We start from the raw sequence: 19,602 nt of genomic DNA on the forward strand, positions 1-19,602 counted from the left end.
CGGAATTCGCGCCGGTCAAGTTTACGGTCGGCGCGAGGAAGTGAATAATGCCGCCTCCGCCGCATCGACCGATCTTTTAAGTGCCTGGGCGGCCATCGCCGCCGTTCGCTTCTATCGTCCCCGCCTGGGTGATCGATCCCGGAGTCGCAAGTATCACAATGCCGCCGGCGCACGGGTCCCGCTCGAAACCGAACGGTTCGATCGCGATACCCACTAAACTTTACCGCGACGACCGGTGTCGTGGTCGAAAGGCCCAGCCTGTGCCTCTGCCCGATCCGGCGCAGCGGTCAATTCATCGAAATCTCCGAAATAGGCTGAAAAACATCGTTTGATCGGGTTGTTTATCGATATACCGATCAGTAAAATCGAAGGCGCGGCCGGCGTTTAGTGTGGGGGTTCGTTATTGTGTTTTCCTGAGAGGCGTAATGAAAATGCGAATTTCATGGAACGGCAGACTTTGTCCAACACGATTGGTCGTTGCTCTTATCGCGTTCGCCGCGACGCCGCTCGCGGCGCAGCCGTTCCCCTCGAACAACGTCAGCTTGCAAAGCTGGCTTCCGCTCTCCAGCTTTTCGCCGCTGCCCGAAAACGGGAATGACTGTTGGGGCTACGTCTCCGGGTCCGGCCGCGAATATGCCCTCATGGGGCTCGCGAACCAACTCGCGGTAGTCGAGATTACCAATCCCGCCTCCCCTACGATCGTCGGCAGTATCTCGCACTCCAATAGTCTGTGGGCGGACGTGAAGGTCTACGGCAACTACTGCTACGTCTCCAACGAGACCGGCGGCGGCATCGACGTCGTCGATCTTTCCAACGTGGATGCGGGAACCGTTACGCTCGTGCAGCGCTTCACGGGCGGAGGCGTGTCCAGCGCGCATAATGTCGCCCTGAATGTCGAAAGCGGTTACCTGTACCTTTGTGGGGCCAATATCAACGGCGGCGCGTTGGTAGCGGTCAGTCTCGCCGATCCGGCCAACCCCGTGATCGCGGGATCATGGACGGCCTCAGCCGCCTACACGCACGATTCTCAGATCGTCACGTACACCAGCGGTCCTTATGCCGGTCGCGAGATTGCGTTTTGTAGTGATGGCGGGACCGGTTTTGACATCGTGGACGTGACCAACAAGTCCGCTATGTTTCTGGTCGCGCGACGCACCTATCCCAGCCTCAGCTATTGCCACCAGGGGTGGTTGAGCGAAGACCGAAATCATTTCTATATCAACGACGAGACGGATGGAATTAACCGTACGACAATCTTTGATGTTTCCGATATCGACAACCCGGTGATCGTGGGAGAATACAGCGCGGGCGTCGGTGCCACGGACCACAACCAATATGTTCTTGGGAACTTCATGTACGAGGCCGACTATCACGCCGGCTTAAGGATCTTCTGTCTGGACAATCCGCTCGCGCCTCTGCAGGTGGGTTACTTCGATACGTATCCCGAGGACAATAACTCCGGGTACGAGGGCGCGTGGAGCGTGTTCCCCTACTTCCCAAGCGGCAATGTGATCATCAGCGACATCAATCGCGGGCTCTTTGTGGTCGATCCATCGCAGGCCCTCACGGCCGGCAGCGTCGCGTTTTCCTACCCCGACGGACCTCCCGCGCTGCTTTGCCCGGATGGTGGCACGCGAGTTCGTGTCAATATCGCCGCGTCGTGTGGCGCGACGTTAAACGCCGCCAGCCCACAGCTTCATTATGACGCCGGTAGCGGTTACACCTCGGTGGCGCTGGAATTGGTCGCGCCCGGCGAGTATGACGCCGTTTTTCCGGCGATCCCGTGCCAGACGCAGGTTTCCTATTACGTAAGGGCGGACAGCAATCTCCCATCATCCTTTACCGACCCGGCCGGTGCCCCGGCTTCCACCTACTCCGCCGTCGTCGCCACCGACAAGGTCATTTCCCTGACGGAAACGTTCGAGCTTGCCGGGGCCTGGACCGTTGGTGATCCCAGCTCGCCCGATACCGCCACGATCGGAATCTGGAGCCGCAACGTTCCGCAGCCGACAGCGGCCCAACCGGGGGACGATCATACGCCGGGTGCCGCAACGATGTGCTGGATAACGGACTACCGGGCTGGAACGGGCGTCGGGACATACGACGTGGACAACGGCAAGACGACCCTGCGTTCGCCAACGCTGGATTTAAGCACCATCTCCGACCCGTGGATCGGCTATTGGCGCTGGTACTCAAATACCGCCGGCTCGGCGCCGAACCAGGACGTCTTTACCGTCGATATCTCCTCGAACGACGGTTCGAGTTGGACGAATGTCGAGACCGTCGGTCCCGCGGGCCCCCAGACTTCCGGCGGCTGGTTTTATCACGAGTTCCGCGTGGCCGATATCGTCACGCCCAACAATCAAATCCGCCTGCGTTTCGTCGCGGCCGATGTCGCCCCGGGGTCCATCGTCGAGGCAGCGCTCGATGATTTCGAGATCTTTACCTACAAGTGCTGTCTCAAGGGCGATGCGAATGAAGACGGCATGGTCGATTCTTTCGATATCCAGGCCTACACCAACGCCTTTCTGGCCCAGCCGGTCTTTTGCACGACGATGTTCTGCAACCTGGATATGGACAGCGACCACGTGCTGGAGACGGGGGATGACGTAGAGGGCTTTGTGGCCTGCCTCCTCAACGGCGCGTGCCCGTAGGGTAATTCGCGAATCCACGATGAGTCTGATAAGCGCTGGTTCCAGACCGACGGTCGGAAGCAGACCTCATGCCCGCGTGCCGGGCGGCCGAAAGGAGGAGGGGCTTCTCCCCGGAGGAACGGCCGTGATCACCTTCGTCTCCCACCCCGATCAGCGACGCGAACTGCGGTGCAACTCCGACGACGTCATTCGCTGGAAGCGCCCCGGGCGCATCGAGGACCACAAGGGCTGGACGCTCGACGCCTCGCCTTCGGGGATCGGCTTTCTGACGTTGGCCGAAGCCGCCCCGCAAATCGGCGACCGCCTTCATCTACGCAAGCTGCATGGAGAGACCTGGACCACTCTCGAGCGTACCGTTCGCGTTGCCCGCGCTGATCCGACAACGAACGACGAGTTCGTCGTGGTGGGTTGTGCGATCGAGAGCCGTTAACCCCGCAAAAGCCAGTACCGCGCTTGTTAAGAGATGTGATGCATATATCCTTAGCGGCTAACTCCCGCTGGAGGATGTACCATGGCCGGTCCGCCCGTTCCAAGTCCCATCGAGCCGCTTCCCTATGCCGGACCCCCAGCGATGCAGCCGGGCGCCGGCAAGGCGACCGCGTCGCTTATCCTCGGCATCATCAGCGTGGTGTTCTGGTTGTGCCCGCCCGTCGGTCTTGTCCTCTCGGTGACAGGATTGGTGCTCGGCATCATGGCGCAGCGTGAGTACCGCCGCCGCTCGGCGAAGGCGGGCATCATCCTGTGCGTGATCGGACTGCTGTGCACGCTTGTGAACGGCGGATATGGCGCGTACATGGGAGCGACCGGGAAACATGCGTTGGTAAATCGCCTGCTGCCACAAACGACTCAGCCCGTCAGTACCAGTGTGGCGCCGTAGATCGGCTCAACCGCCTTGTCGTATGAGTTCCAGCGCCCGGATCACAATCCCCGCCGGCGGGAGTTTCTCGACATCGGGCCTGGCCCGTTCCTTCAACTCCACCACCCCCTCCGCCAGCGCCTTCCGCCCGACCGTGATCCGCAATGGGATTCCGATCAAATCGGCGTCCTTGAACTTAAAGCCCGCCCGTTCATCCCGGTCATCAAAAAGCACGTCGATGCCCGCGGCCGTCAGTTCGTTGTAGATCCGCTCAGCGGTATCCATCACCTCTTTTTCACGCGGGTCGAGCGCGACGATCAGCACGGAGAACGGTGCAATCGACGCCGGCCAAACAATCCCGGAATCGTCGCGATGCGCCTCGATCGCCGCCGCCATGATGCGATTCAGTCCGATACCGTAGCAGCCCATGATGAAGCTCTTGGGCTTGCCGTCGTTGTCGAGAAACGTAGCCTTGAGCGAGTCGCTGTATTTTGTGCCCAGCTTGAAGACGTGCCCGACCTCGATCGCCTTCTTGAGCCGAATCGGCGACGCGCTCCCCGTTGGCGACAGATCGCCATCCACGACGGTCCGCACGTCCGCGACGGTCACATTCTCGCCCGTGAGCGGGAAATCGCGTCCGGGGTTCACATTGATCGCGTGGTAGTCCGTTTTGTTCGCCCCCGTCGCGCCATTGCGCATGACGGCGACCGCCTGATCGATAATGACGCGGCACGCCCCCTTGAGCGAATGCGGTCCGGCGAAGCCGACATCCGCTCCGGTCAGTTGTCGAATCGTCCCCGGATCGGCTAGTTCGAGTCGCCCGCTGGCGATCCGGTTAAGTTTGTTCTCATTAACTTCATGATCCCCCCGCACTAGCACCACAACCGGCAACGAGGCTGGAGATTCGCGGTGTGGGCTTGCTCCTACCTTTGTGCCTTCGTGCCTTTGTGCCTCCGTGCCTACGTAAACCAACGTCTTAATCATCTGACTCGGCTTCGTCTTCAGAAAAGCGCACACCTCGTCAATCGTCCGCTGGCTCGGCGTGTGGACCTCGCTCATCGGCAGCATCTCGGCCGTATCCTGCGACAAGGGCGCCGCCACGGCCCGCTCGGTGTTCGCCGCATAGTCGCCGTTCTCCGACAGCGCGACCATGTCCTCCCCCGCATCGGTCAGCACCATGAACTCGTGCGAGGCGTCGCCGCCGATCGGCCCGCTCTCCGCCTCGACGGCGATGTACGGCAGACCGCAGCGGCTGAAGATGCGGCAATACGCGTCGTACATCTTCTGATAGCCCTCATCGAGGCTCGCCTTGTCGCGGTGGAAGCTGTACGCGTCCTTCATGAGGAACTCGCGCGTCCGCAGGACGCCGCTCTTGGGCCGCGCCTCCCCGCGGAACTTCACCTGAATCTGGTACAGGTTGATGGGCAGCATCTTGTAGCTGGACAAAAACGCCCGCGCGATCTCCGTGACCGGCTCCTCGTGCGTGGGGCCCAGCACCGTCTGCGCCCGCCAGTCCCCCTCGTCGCCGTCCTTCACCGGTCGGAGCTTGAGTAGCACCTCGCCCATCGCCGCGGTCCGACCGGTCTGCTGCCACAGCTCGATGGGGTGCAGGACGGGCATGTGCAGCTCGATGGCCCCGGCGGCGTTCATCTCCTCACGGACAATGTCCTCAATCTTGCGGAGCGCGCGATAGCCCAGCGGCAGGTAGCTGTAGATGCCCGCCGCAAGTTGGCGAATCAGCCCGGCCCGGAGCATGAGCTGATGCGATGGGACGACGGCGTCCTTGGGGACTTCCTTGGTGGTGGGGATCAGGTAACGGGACCAGCGCATGCGGGGCACCTCAAAATGTCGGACTAACTTACGAACCCAGCATTAGTGCATGAACCGGCCGATTCCGCAAGCGTAGGATGATCGAGCGATGGATCGCCAAGTGATCATGTGCCAAAGGCGGGTCTTGCGTGCGCTGACGATTTCGGGCGGCGCGGCGGCGGGCGTCCTCTTCAGCCTGGCCGCGACCAGCTACCGATTCAACTGGTCCCTCGGGGGCGACAAGGCCGATGGCTCCATGCCCACGCCATCCTGGGGCTGCGCCGCCGAACGCGGCTATTTCTACGTCAATCGCACCTCAGAAAAACTTATCTTTGACGTCGGGGATGAGGGAACCTTCATCCTATCAGTTCCACCCGATGTCGAGCGGTCGTTTCAACGCCTCTTCGGATTGAGCGCCAGCAAGGAGATTTGGGTCACGGGAAACATCTACGATCCGGACGCCCGGCACGAATACCATCATCAAACGGTTTGGGTATCCCTGTGGCTTCTGGGCGGGATGTGCGCGGTCCTGCCCCTGGTGCAATGGTCGAGGGGAATGTTCATTCGGCGAGCAGATAGACTGCGGGATCGCTGCGCGGTCTGCCGTTATTGCCTCCACGGCAATCAAAGCGGCATCTGTCCCGAGTGCGGCGCGTCGATTCCCGACGCGCAGCGTGCGCTTCTCGGCATCAACCCCTAATCCAGGACGAAGATATTTTTCCGCCGGCACATCTCCTTCAACACCTTCGGCCAGACTGTCACACTGACCTCTCCCAAATGCGCCTTGCGGAGCAGCAGCATGGTCGTCCGCGATTGCCCGATCCTGCCGCCGATGCTCAGCGGAATCTCGTCCTTGAGGATCGCCTGGTGGTAGGGCAGCTTCAGGAAATCGAGCTGTCGCGTGATCTCCAACTGCATCTTGAGAGTCTCTTTCGTGACGCGAATGCCCATCGACGTCAGCTCGTGCCGCCGCCGCGTGACCGGGTTCCACACCAGGATGTCGCCGTTCAGCCCGTGCATTGGTTGGCCCGAGACCGAGGCCGTCTCCGTGACCCAATCGTCGTAATCCGCCGCCCGCAGCTCGTGCGGATAGCCGTCGGTTAGCGTCCAGCCGATCCCGATGATGAAGACCGCCGGGTGCTTTTGCAGGATCGCCGTCTCGCGGGCCTTCCGCGGCAGGTCGGGATACATGTCGAGGATCTCCTCGGCGTGCAGAAAGACAAGCTCGTCGGGGAGATTCGGGTACCGGTTCGTCCGCAGGGCGGGGAATTGCCCCTGGATGAACCCCTCGGCCCCTTTGATGACCTTCCAAATCCTGCGGACCGTATCCTTCAGGAAATTCAGGTTCCTCTGCTCCGGTGTAATCACCTTTTCCCAATCCCACTGATCCACATAGACGCTGTGATCGTGGTCGAGGAAGTAGTCCTTGCGGACCGCCCGCATGTCCGTGACCAGCCCCTCGCCGACCTTCATGTCGAATTGCTTGAGGGCCATCCGCTTCCACTTCGTCGCCGCCTGGACGACCTGCGCATCGACGGGGTGCTTGTTGTGGTCGTTGGTGATGTGGAATTGAATCGGAGTCCGCGAACCGTCCCGATCGAGGAAATCGTTCACGCCGCTCTCCACGTCGACAATTAGCGGCACCTCGACGCGGATGAGATTCAGTTCCTTGCACAAGTGATCCTCGATGTAGCGCTTCAATGCCGTGAGCGCGAGTTGCGTCTCCTTGTTCGAAAGGAGCGATCGATAATCCGCCGGCAGGATCTTTTCGACCTCTTCGTACGTTCCAATGCCCGGTCCGGCGAGATCCGCTTTTTTGTCTGCCATGATGTGTCCTCCAAGGAGTGAAAGGGCGGCTGCACAGGACAATACCGAAGCCGAAACCGTCGGCCCCGGTCTGTTGTTGATGGAGGACCTAGCAAGAGGTGTGCCAGAAACATTCGAGGAGTCGGCGACCCCCCGCCAGACGAAAAAATCAGGCCCACGGACACGCATCCGCGGGCCTGAGTGGTAACGCCGGAAGGGCGAGCCCGATCTTCCGGCTTCCATACCTGTGGAAAAAGGGCGGCTAACCTCGAATTACTTGACCCGCGTATAAACGGTCTCGACCACGCGGAATTCCTGACCCCCGCACGAGTCGTACGCCTCAAAGACGTGCCGATCGTCGCCCTCGATGCGGATCACGAACCGCGTCGGCCGCTTGCCCATCGCGTCATCCATCTCGCAATGAAACGTCAAGGTCTTGCCGTCCGTGCCCATGTCGCCGGTCATCAGGTAGACGCCCGTGCCCATGTCGCCCAGCGCGACGCTGACGTATCTTTTTTTGTATACATCGTAGCCGATGATGGTCATCGTCCTCGTCCGCTGGCCCATGCAGGAGCCCTCGATGTCCGCGACGACAAACCGGCCGTCGAAGGCCAGCTTATTTTCGCTCCGCCCCTTCGATTCGGTCGGCGGGGCCGTCGGGTCCATCCACTGCTTGGTAGCCGTCGTCCAATGGCCCACCAGCTTCTCCAGCCCCTTGTGCTCTGGGCCGGGCATGGCGCAGCGCATCCACTCCTGCATCATCTTCTGTATTGCCGCGGGGTCAGGTTTCATCGTATCTCCTTTTGGCGGCCCCCGTCTCGGGGGCCAATGGATTCTATTTCGCCAGCGCGCGATCGAGTACGGGCATGAGGTCGCGCTCCAAGTTTTCGCACACCTCGCCGGGAAGTCCATACGTCGAGAACCACGTCCAGACCTCCTCCGTCCCCTCCGGCCCGCACGCCTCGATTCCTAACCGGAAAAACGCGTTGTTCAGATTCGTTACCGTGCCGGAGAATGCCCGCGGCGGCGTGTTCACAGCGACGATACCCTCGATGTGGTGATCTGTGCCCACGATCTCCAGTCGATAGCGATCGCCTTCCTTCAGGCCTTCGATGCTTCCGCGAAATACCTTTCCCGCGGGTCCGATGAGCCGACTCGCCGTTTGAGCGACCGACAGGCTTGTTGGCTTCTTCGACCAAACGACGCGCCGGTCTCGGCCGCGATGGTTCTCGAGATAATGCCGCAGGCCACGCAGCTCAAAGGCCCAACCGCCGGAGACCCCGTCGTATTCCTTGTCCCATTTGGCGTCCTTACCGAAGCCGGAATGCACAACGCGCAGGATCGTCCTCCCGCTACGGCCTTCAAGGTGGTAATCGACGGCGATCCTCTGGCGCTCGACATCCGGCGCGCCCGCATCCCAGGTCGGCCAGCCGGTCCGCAGGTGCTTGTTCGGCTCCCAGACCTGGATCGGCGATTCCCCTTCAAACGGCGGGCCCCACGAGGTCCAGATGCTGCCGCCCACGCCCGGCTTGACCTTGGCATTCAGCGGGAACCAGCGCGTCAGTTCCAGTGAATCCGTCAACGCCTTCCACACGGCCTCGGGAGGGGCGTTGATTCCCAGTTGCATCTCAAACGATCGGGTATCGGGTTTCGTTTCCATAGGGTTTGCTCCTTGGATTTCTTGCAGGATTGGGTTGTCGGCTCGCGCGTCAACGGGAGGGTCGGCGACGGCGTACTGCGGCGGTTCGTAAAACAAAGCGCTGAAGGCTACCGCTATTTTCATTACGATTCGGTACATAAACATACGTCTCTCTCCGGCTCGCCTCTGATTGCCTCTATGTCTCCGCGAAAAGCGTGTGGAGCAACCCGTCGAAGCGGGTTTGCAATTCCGCAACTCGTTCCTGCGGCACGGCATAGGTCCCCATGAAAAAGTTCACGTCGCGGCGATTGAAGAGCGTCAATTCTTCAATGTGCAGCCGCATCCACGCGTCGTTCAGGTTCGTAACCGTCGCGGAAAAGCCCTTGGGCGGCTTCCAGGCATGTACCACGCCTTCGAGCCGATCGCCTGCCGCCGTCGTGAACGCGTATCGCGCATCGGCCTGCGACGGGGCCGGGTGTTCGACTTGCAGCAACCCGGCGGGGCTCATCAACTTGCCCCACGCTTCCTCGATCGAAACGTGCGGAATCGCCACGCGGCAATAAATGCAGCGCCGCGGCGTGCCCCGATGGCGCTCCAGGTAGAGCTTGAGACCAGCGAGCTGAAAATCCCAGCCGCTCACCGTCCCGTCGTATTGCGAATCCCACGAAGCGTCCGCTGCAAAGCCGGAGTGAACCAGCCGCAGTACCGTTTCGCCGCCGCGCGATTCGAGCGTGTATTCGACGGCGACTTGATAGGGGATCTTGAACGGCGGCTCCGGCTCACCCGGCTTGGCGGGCGGCGTCGGTTCGACATAGATCAGCTTCAGCCGCTTGTTCGGCTCCCACGCCGCGATGGGCGTCTCGTGTTGCCAGTCGGTCTTCCACGCCATCCACATCGAGCCGCCTTCACCCGGTTTGACCCGGGCTTCGAGCGGGAACCAACGCGTCAACTCCTCCGCGTCCGTCAGTGCCTTCCACACGGCCTCAACGGGCGCGAGGACGCGAATCTCCTTTTCAATTGATCGCGGGCCTTTATCGTTGCTCATGGGGATCTCTTGTGTGGCACCGGCTAATAGCCGGTGCAAAACTGGCACTTATGCTTCTCGTTTTGACTTTTTGATAGTTTGACTTTTCGGCGTTTCTTCCTCGCCCTTCGTAATCGCCGGGTACCCCCCGACGAAAAACCGATACAGCCGCCCACCCGGCGCGGTCTCGTGGTGATACTTCGCCGTCAACCGCGCCACCTCTTGCGTAAGCTCCTCCGCGAAGCCATTACGATCTTCGGCACTGGCAAAGCGAATATCCGCCTGCAAATTGAACGTCGGCAACGGCTGTTTCGCCTTGTCCGCGCGATGTTGAAGGATAGCCAGTTCGCGAATGGTCCGCGCTGCGACCGCGACCATGTACCCAGATGAAAAGCGATCCGGGATGCGGCTGGGGTCCGATGCCAGAGACCCCAGTACCTCCGGGCTGATCAGATAGCTCCGTGCGGTCGCCTGCACGATCCGCTCCAGGCAGTTGCCCTTGCGCTGTTGCTTCACAAACCGGACAAGACCGTTTTTTTCGAGTTCACGAAGATGGTAGTTGATCTTCTGTCGCGGCAGCCCCATCTCCCGCGCCAGCCCCGTCGCCGAATTCGGCTCGGCCAGCCGGCCCACGAGCCGGAGCCGAATGGGATGCAGCAATACGGCCCCTTGGTCGGGCTGTTGCAGGACTTGAATGGCGGCGGAACTGGACATCTTCGTTTACCGACATTATTATATGTCTTGACAATATTAGTTGTCAAGCGATTTTCGGCTATTTTCTTGAAGAATCTCTCGTGGGGGAAACTCAATGCTCCGATCCACCGACGGCGCAAAGGCTTAGGGAAAACCCCACCGCTGTGGCCGTTGCCGCTGACGAATTGAACGGGTCTATCGCGGCGCTGGGGGCGCGAGGATCGACAAATACGCTTCCCACGGTCCGGTCTCGGCTTTGTATTGGTACGCCAATACCTTGCAGATTTGGGAGATGTGGTTGAGGTCGTGCACCGTCCAGGTCGCCAAAAGCTGCGCAAGCGTGACCGGCCCCAGCGCCGGATGCGTCCCGCGCTTGGCCAGGTTTTCCGGCGTCAGCGTCAGCGCCCGCAGTGCGGCAATGTTCTCCTCCCGCAGTTTGCCGAACAAATCAACCAAATCCGGGAGCTTTTTCTCGCGGCACATCACGGAATGACCGTCGCGATCAAACGGCTGAAACGGCGGCGATTCCCCGCGATCCAGGATATGCCGCGCCCGCGGCACCCAGTCCGTCCGCTCGCCGTGGATCAAGTGTCCGACCACCTCATGCGGCGACCACGTCCCCGGCCCGTAATTCGCGTACCACCACGCCTCCGGCAACTCGACCAGCAACGCACGGATGATACGCGGCATCCGGGCAAGAATCGCCATGGATTCGTCAACAGAGAATTTCATGCGTAGCCTCTTTGCTCTGAGGATGGAGCGATGGAACAGTTCGCGGTAAACGGCTTGGAGATATTACTCCCAGGAAGGGCGGGGGGGTTCGATCAAACAGCGGGCGACGCGACTCGAACGCGCAACATCTAGCTTGGAAGGCTAGTGCTCTACCATTGAGCTACACCCGCGCGATCCGGCATTTTAGCACGGTGATCATCGACCTTGCAACCGATGCGTCACGACGGGGGCGATCCCCCGGGCTGGTGAGGTTCGCAAGAACCGGTAGAATCCGGTCGCAATGAAAATCCTCGTCATCGGTAGCGGCGGGCGCGAGCACGCGATTTGTTGGAAACTCGCGGCATCACCGCGCCGGCCCCGACTGTACTGCGCCCCCGGCAACGCCGGCACGGCCCACCTCGCCGAAAACGTCAACATCCCCGCCGACAACATCGAGAAGCTCCTCGCCTTCGCCAGGAAGGAACGCATCGACCTGACCGTCGTCGGGCCGGAAGACCCGCTCTGCGGCGGAATCGTCGATCAATTCGAGTCCGCCGGCCTGAGGATCTTTGGTCCATTCGCCGCCGCCGCCCGCCTCGAGGGCGACAAGGCCTTCGCCAAGCAGCTCATGCGCGAGGCCGGCGTGCCGACCGCCGAGTGCCGCGTCTTCGGTCCCACCAATCAGGAAATCGCCCAGGCCAAGCAGGCCGGTCGCGACAAGGACGAGGCCGCATCGCCCGGCTTTCAAAGCGGCTACGACATGGCCCGCCACTACGTCTCCACCCGCGATGAGGGCATCGTCATCAAGGCCAGCGGTCTCGCCAAAGGCAAGGGCGTCTTCGTCCACCACGACCCGGCGGACGGGCTACTGACGCTCGAAGAACTTATGGTCCAGCGCAAACTCGGCGACGCCGGCCGCCGGGTCGTCATCGAGGAACTATTGCTCGGCCGCGAGGTCAGTGTCCTCGCCTTGATCGACGGCCAGACGATTTACACCCTGGAGACCGCCTCCGACCATAAGCGGCTCGGCGAGAATGAGACCGGGCCGAATACGGGCGGCATGGGGGCCTACAGCCCGTCGGACGTTTTGACCGAGGCCGACCTGGCGACGATCGAGCGCGAAGTGTACGTGCCGATCGTCGATGCCCTGCGGCGGGACGAAGTCGTTTATCGCGGCGTGCTCTACGCGGGCATCATGATGACGGCGGGGGGGCCGAAGGTCCTCGAGTTCAACTGCCGCTTCGGCGATCCGGAAACTCAGCCGATATTGATGCGCATGGAAAGCGATTTGCTCGACGCCCTGGAGGCGACGGTCAACGGCACGCTGGACCAGATCGAGCTTCGTTGGAGTTCTGACTCGGCCGTTTGTGTTGTCATGGCCTCGGCCGGTTACCCGGAGCAATACGCCAAAGGCGAATCGATCAGCGGCTTGACAGAGGCCGCGGCGCTGGACGGCGTACAGGTCTTTCACGCCGGCACGGCCGTTTCCAAAGGGGAGGTGGTGACGGCGGGGGGGCGCGTGCTCGGCGTAACGGCGCACGGTGAAAGCATCGCGCAGGCGCGGCGGCGGGCCTACGAAGCGACGCAGCAAATCTCGTTCAAGGGCGCGTACTTTCGCGGCGACATCGCCATGCGCGTGTCGGGAAGATAGAGCGGGCTGCCCAGCTTGGTCGGGTGGCACGGTCTGATCGCTTCGATCAGGCCGTGGCGATAACGCAGGGATGCGGTATGACCCACGAATTCTCCGGGAAGCGCATCGTCGTCATGGGCCTCGGCCGTTTCGGCGGCGGTATCGGCGTCACGCGCTGGCTCTGCAAGCAAGGCGCGAACGTCCACGTGACCGACTTGGCAACCCGTGACGATCTTGCCGCGAGTCTCGATGCGCTCATAGGACTTCCATTCACGCACCGCCTGGGCAGCCACGACGAATGCGACCTCGACGGCTGCAATCTCCTTGTTGTCAGTCCCGCTGTGGACAAGGTGAAATCCGATTTCTTCAAGGCCGCCATTCGCCGGGGCATCCCATGGACCAGCGAGATGAATCTCTTCCTGCAGCGCTGCCGCGGCCAAATCGTCGGCATCACCGGTACCGTCGGCAAGAGCACGACGACGGCGATGATTGGCGCGATTCTGGAATCCGCGCACCGATCCACCGGCTGGGGGCACGGCCGCGTCTGGCTCGGCGGCAACATTGGCAAGTCGCTTCTGGATGAACTGCCGTCCATCGGTAAACGCGATATTGTCGTACTGGAACTATCGAGTTTTCAACTGGAAGACGCGGCACAAATCCGTCGCAGCCCGCAAATCGCCGTGGTGACGAACCTCCGCGACAACCATCTCGATCGCCACGGAACCATGCCGGCCTACGCCGACGCCAAAGCGAACATCTACCGCTTTCAGTCGGCCGATGACTGGGTCGTCATGCCAAAAGGGGAGGGAATCGAACATCTACCGGCCGACTGGACGGATCGGCGGCAACTCGTTCGTTACGGGATCGACGCAACATCGCGCCGCATTCGAATCGAAGGCCGCGCTGAAACCGGCTTGCCAACCAGTGATACCGCCGTTCAACTCGCCGTGCCCGGTCTGCATAACCTGCAGAACGCCGCCGCCGCCCTGGCCGTTGCTCGCATCCTCGGCGTCACTGACCCTGCGTCCTGCGTCGCGCTCGCCCACTTTGCCGGTCTGGTCCATCGCCTCGAATTCGTCCGAGAGTATCAGGGCGTCAAATATTACAACGACTCCAAGGCGACCACGCCGGACGCCGCGATGACCTCGCTCCGCGCTTTCGACGGCGGCGTCGTGATGATGGTCGGCGGCTCCGACAAGGGCAGTCCTTTCGAAGAATTGGGACGCCTGATTGCCCAGCGAGCCAAAGCCGCCGTCTGCATCGGTCAAACGGCGCCCCAAATCGCGGCCGCCATCGTCTCGGCCAAGTGCGACACGCCTGGCCCAGAAATCCGCACGGCGACGACGTTTTCGGAAGCGATTGATTCTGCCCGCGAATTGGCGGAAAAAGGAGACGTGGTCCTCCTGTCGCCTGCATGCGCAAGTTACGACTGGTTCAAGAATTACGAAGAGCGAGGTGACCATTTCAAGAAAACCGTGCTGGGCTGGCCCTAAGGCACGCAAATTGCATGGCTATCTCCAATAGAGGTACACGCCATGTCCACCACCATACTGGATACTCCCCCTGTCCCCGGCCGCGCCGCGAGCCTTCCCACGCCCGCCTGGCAAGCCCGCTACCCCGAGAAAATTGCGACGGCCCGAAAGGCCGTCGCCCGCGTCCGCCACGGTCATCGCGTCTTCATCGGCTCGGGCGCCGGCGAGCCGCAATCGCTCGTCGAGGCGCTCTCCGCCCGCGAGGATCTTTCCGACACCGAGATCGTGCACATCATGACGCTCGGCGTGGCGACCTATGCCGAGCCGCGTTTGGGCGACCGCTTTCGACACAACGCCTTTTTCATCGGCCCCAATGTCCGCGAGGCCGTCGCCCAGGGCCGCGCGGATTACACGCCCATCTTCCTGTCCGAGATCGCGGCCCTCTTCAAGACCGGCCGCGTGGTCATCGATGTCGCGCTGATCGAAGTGAGCCCACCGGACGAACACGGCTATTGCAGCTTCGGCGTCTCGACGGACGTCGTCAAACCCGCCGCCGAATGCGCCGAGTTCGTGATCGCTGAAGTGAACGAACAGATGCCCCGAGCGCTGGGCGACTGTTTCATTCACGTCCGCGACATCGACCTGATCGTACCAAGTGACCGGCCGATCCTGGAGGCGGTGCAGGGCGAGCCGGACGAACTGTCTCAGCGGATCGCCCGGCACATCGCCAATCTCGTCGAGGACGGAGCGACGCTGCAATTGGGCATTGGCACCATCCCCGACGCGGTCCTTCACTACCTCACGGACTTCAAGAACCTCGGCATCCACACCGAGATGTTCAGCGACGGAATCATCCCCCTCGTGGAGCAGGGGATCATCACGAATTCCGAAAAAACGCTGCACCGCGGAAAGATCATCGCCAGCTTCGTCATGGGCTCGCGCCGGTTGTACGACTTCATCGACAACAACCCCCTGATCGAATTCCGTCCGACCCATTACGTGAACGACCCGTTCATCATTGCTCAGAATGCGAAGATGATCTCGATCAACTCGGCGATCGAGGTGGATGTGACCGGTCAGGTCTGCGCGGACTCGCTGGGGCCCATGTTCTACAGCGGCATCGGCGGACAGGTTGACTTTACGCGCGGCGCGGCGCGTTCCAAGGGCGGCAAGCCGATCATCGCCCTGCCCTCGACGGCCGAGAATGGGACGATTTCGCGCATCGTACCGTACTTGAAACAGGGCGCCGGCGTGGTGACCAGCCGCGGCGATGTGCATTACGTCGTGACCGAGTATGGTTCGGCCTATCTGCACGGTAAGACCATGCGCGAGCGGGCCATGGCCCTCATACAGATCGCCGACCCAAAGTTCCGCCCGTGGCTCATGGCCGAGGCCAAGGCGCGGCATCTCATTTATGCGGACCAGATCGAACTCGCGGTACGGACGCCGGAGTACCCGGATACACTGGAACGGACGCTGACGCTCAAGGATGGTGCACAAGCCTTCATGCGGCCGATCAAGCTCACCGACGAAACGCTGCTCCGCGAGATGTTCTACAAGCTCTCTCCGGAGTCGATCCACTATCGCTTTTTCCGAATGATCAAGGCCATGCCGCACGAGAAGCTGCAACAGTTCCTCCGCGTGGATTACGACGCGGACATGGCCCTCGTCGTGCTCACCAGCGAATCCGATGAGGATGCCGACATGATCGGAATTGCGCACTATTCCAAGAACCTGCACACCAATTTCGCCGACGCCGCCTTTCTCGTCCGCGACGACTGGCAGGGCAAGGGCGTCGGCACGGCCCTGATGAACGGACTGGTGGCCGTGGCCCGCGAGCACGGCATCGCCGGCTTCACCGCCGACGTGCTCATGGACAACTCAGGGATGCTCCGAATCTTCCACAAGTGCGGATATCCTGTCGAGAGCGAACTGAACGAAGGCGAGTATCAACTGCGGATCCCGTTTGAGAAAAAGCGCTCCCGCCGGCGCGCCGAGTCATCGGAGGATTAGGCCGCGCCCAACAGCGGGATTCGCTGCCGAACCGGGGCCCTCGCAATCCTCAGAAGATCACCCCCACCGCACGATCGATCAACTGCTCGAGTGGGATCATCGTGAGTGTCAGGGGGAGCAGTGGCAGGGCAATCAACAGCGCCAACCGGAAGACCGTTACCTTTCCAAACGGAACCAGCCGCATTTCGCGCACGACCTCGAAGCTGTTTGATAAATCGGCCAGCGACTGAATGTCCGCGCTTCCCACCAGCGACTCGCCTTCCGCCGTGCGGCCCTCGATCCACTTCCTGCGAAATTCCGCGACATAGCCGCTCGCGACGATGCCGTACTCCCGCAACCCTGTTCGTCTCGCATTGGCCAGTTGGGTCACGAAGAAGAGCAGCGGCGTTAAAACGAGCAGCAGCAGGAAGATCATCCAGGCGACAATCTCCAGCTTGAATTGGGGTAGCGTGGCGCCTTCATGCCAGATCTTTCCGCCGAATACGCCGGCGAACACGACGGAATGCGCGAGCAGGACGGGTGCAAAGGCGAAGACGCTGCCTCCCAGGAAGCCGAGCCCGGCGGCCCGATCGGGGTGAAGCGCATTCAAGTTCAACGGAATCTGTCGGGAGACCTGCCAGAGAAAACGGCACCAGATGAACAGGCGAAAGTACCATCGAATCCACAGTAAACGCCCGATCGTCAAGCTGACGCAAAAGTACCAGTAACCGGCCGCGGTGAGCTGCTGCTGGTCGCCGATCGGAGCCGAGTACCATGTTGGCACATGCGTCTCGACGTACTTATTCCCAAACCAGTAACCGCCGACGAGTGCGAATGCGAGCACCACCACTTCCGCGAGCATCGAATTCCGCAGACGCATCGCCGAGGCAATGAGGCCCTCGAATTGCGGCCGATACTCGGGCGTGACGATGCCGCGTTCCAGGAACTGCCGGACGACCCCCTTGATTCGCCGATGAACGGTCACCTCGGCGGCGATAAGAAGCGGCACACACAAGAGAAATCGCGCGTGCGCACCGATGTCATAGAGAAACGGCACCCCCAGCCCGCCGACGGCGTGACCTGATAAAAGCGTCAACACGAGCAGGGGCAGCCAGGCCACGAGCGAAATCACGACGATCCGTCGGGCGACGAGGTCCATCGAGGGCCTGACCAGCCCGGTACGCAGGAGAAGCTGGAAGAGTGGCCCGCCCTGCACGAGCGAAAAATCGGTCGGCTCATCAAAGTATGCGATCGACTTACCCACCTCAAGACACCTCCTTGCGAGATTCCTCAATTAGACTCGCCCGATGACGCCGCCGCAACGTGGGGCTGGCCGACATTGGCTTCGCAACTGCGTCTATGCAATACTCGTGCCAGAGTTTGGGCCAAGAGTGGAGGCGTTCCTGTCAGAACGCATCTCTTCCGACTGGAGCGGGTGAATGGCGGGATGGCCGACGCGTACAGGGTTTGCGGCGACTAGGGGTTGCGACGGTTGGAAACTGCGGGAGAAAAAGCTGGGCGGAGAAATTCAGGTGAAAAACGGGATCTTTCCAAGCTGCCCGCACGCTGCCATGGCTCGTTGCCCCTTCGTATTTCGACGAAATGTCAACTGCCCCAGTCGCATCAGCGTTTCCTGAAAGCGAATGACGTTTGCCTCGGCCGGTGGCTCAAACGGCAGGCCTTCGCACGGATTCCAAGGAATCAGATTGACGCACGTCCGCAGCCCCCGCAGATAATCCGCCAATTCCTCGGCATGCTCTGGTGCGTCATTAACTCCGCCCAAGAGCACGTATTCAATCAAAACGTGTCCGCCGGCCCGCACCGGGTATTCGCCGATGGCCTCGCGCAGCGCCGCCATCGAATCCGTCCGATTAATCGGCATGATCCGTGACCGGATTTCGTCGTTCGGTGCATTCAGAGAAACGGCCAGTTTCAATCGCCGCCAGCGAAGCGCCGCCAGGCGCCGAATGCCGTCACAGCGGCCGACGGTGGAAACCGTGATTCGACGGCGGGGTATCGACTCGACCCGGTCGTCATGCATCGCCCGAATGGCGGCAATGACATTGTCGAAATTGTCGAGCGGCTCGCCCATCCCCATGAATACGACATTGCGGATATTCGCCCCAAAATGACGCCGCGCCGCCGAGACTTGCCCGAGAATCTCCGCCACCGAAAGATTGCGCAGCAGTCCCATTCGCCCTGTCTGACAAAACGTGCAGCCCCGGCCACACCCGATCTGCGAAGAGACGCAGAGCGTCCGCCACGTCGTATCGCGGGCCCCCATTGGGACAATGACGGATTCAATCTCATAGCCCTCGGGCGTGCCCTGACAAAACTTGACCACGTCGCCGTCGAGGAGTGAGCGCGTCACGGGCAAGACGCCGTCCGTCTTTCCGGACTGGTCATTGGAAGCATCTCGAAGAACCAAAGCGGCGGTCATATGGAGCCAGGCCTCCAATAAAGGGATAACATAGTCCGACCGGCTTCCCGTCTCAACGTACGGCCATGAATCGCCGAGAGACTTCAGAAAAACGGCCCCGTGCTCGCCTCACCTTGACGCGGGCGGATTCGCGGACAATGATACCCTTCTCAGGGAAGTACGGCCCCAAAATAAGTCGGCCGCGTACCCAAGTGGTTCAAGGGGACGGATTGCAAATCCGTTATTCGTCGGTTCGAATCCGACCGCGGCCTTTCGACACGACCAACGATTGTAATCACTATATCCAACGCGTGTTACCATGCACGGTGTTGGCCTCTCTATGCTTTTGGCGAGACCGTACCGGCGAAGCCTACCACTGCCTCGCACTGGGGCCCATTCACTGCATCCATTCGCATTGATTGTCCCCTCCATGCCATTCCCGCTGGACAATACCGATCGGCAAAATCCCTTATTGCGGAATGGGCTATTACTGCGGTATGCTTCTATGTCGGATTCGGCTGATGTCAGCCGTTCCAGGATGTCAGGGAGTAAATGGAAATGGCAAGAAACAGTTTACGTTGTGACGCGTGCAAGCGATCGTTCTCAATGCCGGCGCATTTGGCGCGGCACATGAGTGCGATGCACGGTCGCCGCCGCAAGGCTAACGGCAAGCGCCGGGGACGTCCCATGGCGCGACGCGTCGGTCGGCCGCGAAAAGTCGGCGCTCGCCGCGGATATGCCCGGGGCGTCGGTCGGCCGCGCGGCACAACCACCAGCGTCATGAAGCTGGCCCGCATGAGCATTGAGCAACTGGGCGCCTTGATTGACGCCGCCCGCGTGGAGGCCCGGCGCCGCATTTCGCAGCTCAGCGACGCTTTCGCATAGCACTCAAGGAAG

The 19,602-nt window shown here is 61.3% G+C and carries 17 protein-coding genes and 2 tRNA genes; 9 read left to right on the plus strand and 10 right to left on the minus strand.

The features are described 5' to 3' along the window. The first annotated feature begins 425 nt into the window (after window positions 1-425). From VJZ71_01000 to VJZ71_01010, 3 genes are all read left to right on the plus strand, one after another. Complete coding sequence (locus tag VJZ71_01000; GenBank protein ID HKQ46628.1) at window positions 426-2,654, plus strand: choice-of-anchor B family protein; 2,229 nt, start codon at window positions 426-428, stop codon at window positions 2,652-2,654. A gap of 124 nt (window positions 2,655-2,778) precedes the next feature. Next, entirely contained in the window at window positions 2,779-3,084 is a 306-nt protein-coding gene (locus tag VJZ71_01005; protein HKQ46629.1) for a hypothetical protein, read from the plus strand. Between the two features lie 81 nt (window positions 3,085-3,165). Beyond that, on the plus strand, window positions 3,166-3,531 hold the full coding sequence (locus VJZ71_01010; protein ID HKQ46630.1) for a DUF4190 domain-containing protein: 366 nt from the start codon (window positions 3,166-3,168) through the stop codon (window positions 3,529-3,531). Between the two features lie 6 nt (window positions 3,532-3,537). Here VJZ71_01010 and VJZ71_01015 read toward each other — a convergent pair whose 3' ends face one another. After that, window positions 3,538-5,340, minus strand: a complete 1,803-nt coding sequence (locus VJZ71_01015) for a proline--tRNA ligase (GenBank protein ID HKQ46631.1) — start codon at window positions 5,338-5,340, stop codon at window positions 3,538-3,540. An 88-nt stretch (window positions 5,341-5,428) separates the two neighbouring features. Here VJZ71_01015 and VJZ71_01020 point away from each other — a divergent pair, with 88 nt between their 5' ends. Beyond that, window positions 5,429-6,019: a hypothetical protein gene (locus VJZ71_01020; GenBank protein HKQ46632.1), complete on the plus strand. Its 591-nt coding sequence runs from the start codon at window positions 5,429-5,431 to the stop codon at window positions 6,017-6,019. Here the strand turns inward: VJZ71_01020 and asnA are convergent. From asnA to VJZ71_01055, 7 genes are all read right to left on the minus strand, one after another. Further along, window positions 6,016-7,146 (minus strand): aspartate--ammonia ligase, encoded by a 1,131-nt coding sequence (gene asnA / locus VJZ71_01025; GenBank protein HKQ46633.1) that lies wholly within the window; start codon window positions 7,144-7,146, stop codon window positions 6,016-6,018. The genes VJZ71_01020 and asnA overlap by 4 nt on opposite strands. Window positions 7,147-7,398: 252 nt before the next feature. After that, window positions 7,399-7,917 (minus strand): DUF1579 domain-containing protein, encoded by a 519-nt coding sequence (locus VJZ71_01030; protein HKQ46634.1) that lies wholly within the window; start codon window positions 7,915-7,917, stop codon window positions 7,399-7,401. A 43-nt stretch (window positions 7,918-7,960) separates the two neighbouring features. Further along, the gene (locus VJZ71_01035) at window positions 7,961-8,785 is read right to left on the minus strand and encodes an SRPBCC domain-containing protein (GenBank protein ID HKQ46635.1); all 825 of its coding nucleotides are present in this window, start codon (window positions 8,783-8,785) and stop codon (window positions 7,961-7,963) included. Between the two features lie 175 nt (window positions 8,786-8,960). Further along, entirely contained in the window at window positions 8,961-9,809 is an 849-nt protein-coding gene (locus tag VJZ71_01040; GenBank protein HKQ46636.1) for an SRPBCC domain-containing protein, read from the minus strand. Window positions 9,810-9,857: 48 nt separating this feature from the next. After that, window positions 9,858-10,502 carry a helix-turn-helix domain-containing protein gene (locus tag VJZ71_01045; protein ID HKQ46637.1) on the minus strand — a complete coding sequence of 215 codons (645 nt, stop codon included), beginning with the start codon at window positions 10,500-10,502 and terminating at the stop codon, window positions 9,858-9,860. A gap of 174 nt (window positions 10,503-10,676) precedes the next feature. After that, the gene (locus VJZ71_01050) at window positions 10,677-11,213 is read right to left on the minus strand and encodes a DinB family protein (GenBank protein HKQ46638.1); all 537 of its coding nucleotides are present in this window, start codon (window positions 11,211-11,213) and stop codon (window positions 10,677-10,679) included. Between the two features lie 98 nt (window positions 11,214-11,311). Next, window positions 11,312-11,383 (minus strand) — tRNA-Gly (locus VJZ71_01055). A gap of 110 nt (window positions 11,384-11,493) precedes the next feature. On the opposite strand from VJZ71_01055, the gene purD reads away from it, so the two are divergent. The 3 genes from purD to VJZ71_01070 all read left to right on the plus strand — a co-directional run bounded on the left by purD (window position 11,494) and on the right by VJZ71_01070 (window position 16,307). Then, complete coding sequence (purD, locus tag VJZ71_01060) at window positions 11,494-12,843, plus strand: phosphoribosylamine--glycine ligase (GenBank protein ID HKQ46639.1); 1,350 nt, start codon at window positions 11,494-11,496, stop codon at window positions 12,841-12,843. A 77-nt stretch (window positions 12,844-12,920) separates the two neighbouring features. After that, on the plus strand, window positions 12,921-14,315 hold the full coding sequence (gene murD / locus VJZ71_01065; GenBank protein HKQ46640.1) for a UDP-N-acetylmuramoyl-L-alanine--D-glutamate ligase: 1,395 nt from the start codon (window positions 12,921-12,923) through the stop codon (window positions 14,313-14,315). Window positions 14,316-14,357: 42 nt separating this feature from the next. Next, window positions 14,358-16,307: a GNAT family N-acetyltransferase gene (locus tag VJZ71_01070; protein HKQ46641.1), complete on the plus strand. Its 1,950-nt coding sequence runs from the start codon at window positions 14,358-14,360 to the stop codon at window positions 16,305-16,307. Between the two features lie 49 nt (window positions 16,308-16,356). Here the strand turns inward: VJZ71_01070 and VJZ71_01075 are convergent, their stop codons facing one another. Further along, entirely contained in the window at window positions 16,357-17,550 is a 1,194-nt protein-coding gene (locus tag VJZ71_01075) for a hypothetical protein (GenBank protein HKQ46642.1), read from the minus strand. Between the two features lie 264 nt (window positions 17,551-17,814). Next, complete coding sequence (gene rlmN, locus VJZ71_01080) at window positions 17,815-18,726, minus strand: 23S rRNA (adenine(2503)-C(2))-methyltransferase RlmN (protein ID HKQ46643.1); 912 nt, start codon at window positions 18,724-18,726, stop codon at window positions 17,815-17,817. 177 nt (window positions 18,727-18,903) lie between these two features. Between rlmN and VJZ71_01085 the strand changes: the two genes are divergently transcribed. Both VJZ71_01085 and VJZ71_01090 read left to right on the plus strand, forming a co-directional pair. Continuing rightward, window positions 18,904-18,977: transfer RNA gene (locus VJZ71_01085), tRNA-Cys, on the plus strand. Between the two features lie 415 nt (window positions 18,978-19,392). Next, entirely contained in the window at window positions 19,393-19,590 is a 198-nt protein-coding gene (locus VJZ71_01090) for a hypothetical protein (GenBank protein ID HKQ46644.1), read from the plus strand. Window positions 19,591-19,602: the final 12 nt, after the last annotated feature.

It is taken from the genome of Phycisphaerae bacterium (assembly GCA_035275405.1).
Classification (GTDB): Bacteria; Planctomycetota; Phycisphaerae; order UBA1845; family UTPLA1; genus DATEMU01.

Excerpts from the sequence above, each read along its gene's own strand:
- VJZ71_01090 (HKQ46644.1), top strand. The coding sequence starts at position 19,393 with ATGGCGCGACGCGTCGGTCGGCCGCGAAAAGTCGGCGCTCGCCGCGGA.
- rlmN (HKQ46643.1), bottom strand. The coding sequence starts at position 18,726 with ATGACCGCCGCTTTGGTTCTTCGAGATGCTTCCAATGACCAGTCCGGA.
- VJZ71_01010 (HKQ46630.1), top strand. The coding sequence starts at position 3,166 with ATGGCCGGTCCGCCCGTTCCAAGTCCCATCGAGCCGCTTCCCTATGCC.
- asnA (HKQ46633.1), bottom strand. The coding sequence starts at position 7,146 with ATGGCAGACAAAAAAGCGGATCTCGCCGGACCGGGCATTGGAACGTAC.
- VJZ71_01070 (HKQ46641.1), top strand. The coding sequence starts at position 14,358 with ATGTCCACCACCATACTGGATACTCCCCCTGTCCCCGGCCGCGCCGCG.
- murD (HKQ46640.1), top strand. The coding sequence starts at position 12,921 with ATGACCCACGAATTCTCCGGGAAGCGCATCGTCGTCATGGGCCTCGGC.
- VJZ71_01035 (HKQ46635.1), bottom strand. The coding sequence starts at position 8,785 with ATGGAAACGAAACCCGATACCCGATCGTTTGAGATGCAACTGGGAATC.
- VJZ71_01015 (HKQ46631.1), bottom strand. The coding sequence starts at position 5,340 with ATGCGCTGGTCCCGTTACCTGATCCCCACCACCAAGGAAGTCCCCAAG.
- VJZ71_01040 (HKQ46636.1), bottom strand. The coding sequence starts at position 9,809 with ATGAGCAACGATAAAGGCCCGCGATCAATTGAAAAGGAGATTCGCGTC.
- VJZ71_01020 (HKQ46632.1), top strand. The coding sequence starts at position 5,429 with ATGGATCGCCAAGTGATCATGTGCCAAAGGCGGGTCTTGCGTGCGCTG.
- VJZ71_01030 (HKQ46634.1), bottom strand. The coding sequence starts at position 7,917 with ATGAAACCTGACCCCGCGGCAATACAGAAGATGATGCAGGAGTGGATG.
- VJZ71_01045 (HKQ46637.1), bottom strand. The coding sequence starts at position 10,502 with ATGTCCAGTTCCGCCGCCATTCAAGTCCTGCAACAGCCCGACCAAGGG.
- purD (HKQ46639.1), top strand. The coding sequence starts at position 11,494 with ATGAAAATCCTCGTCATCGGTAGCGGCGGGCGCGAGCACGCGATTTGT.
- VJZ71_01000 (HKQ46628.1), top strand. The coding sequence starts at position 426 with ATGAAAATGCGAATTTCATGGAACGGCAGACTTTGTCCAACACGATTG.
- VJZ71_01050 (HKQ46638.1), bottom strand. The coding sequence starts at position 11,213 with ATGAAATTCTCTGTTGACGAATCCATGGCGATTCTTGCCCGGATGCCG.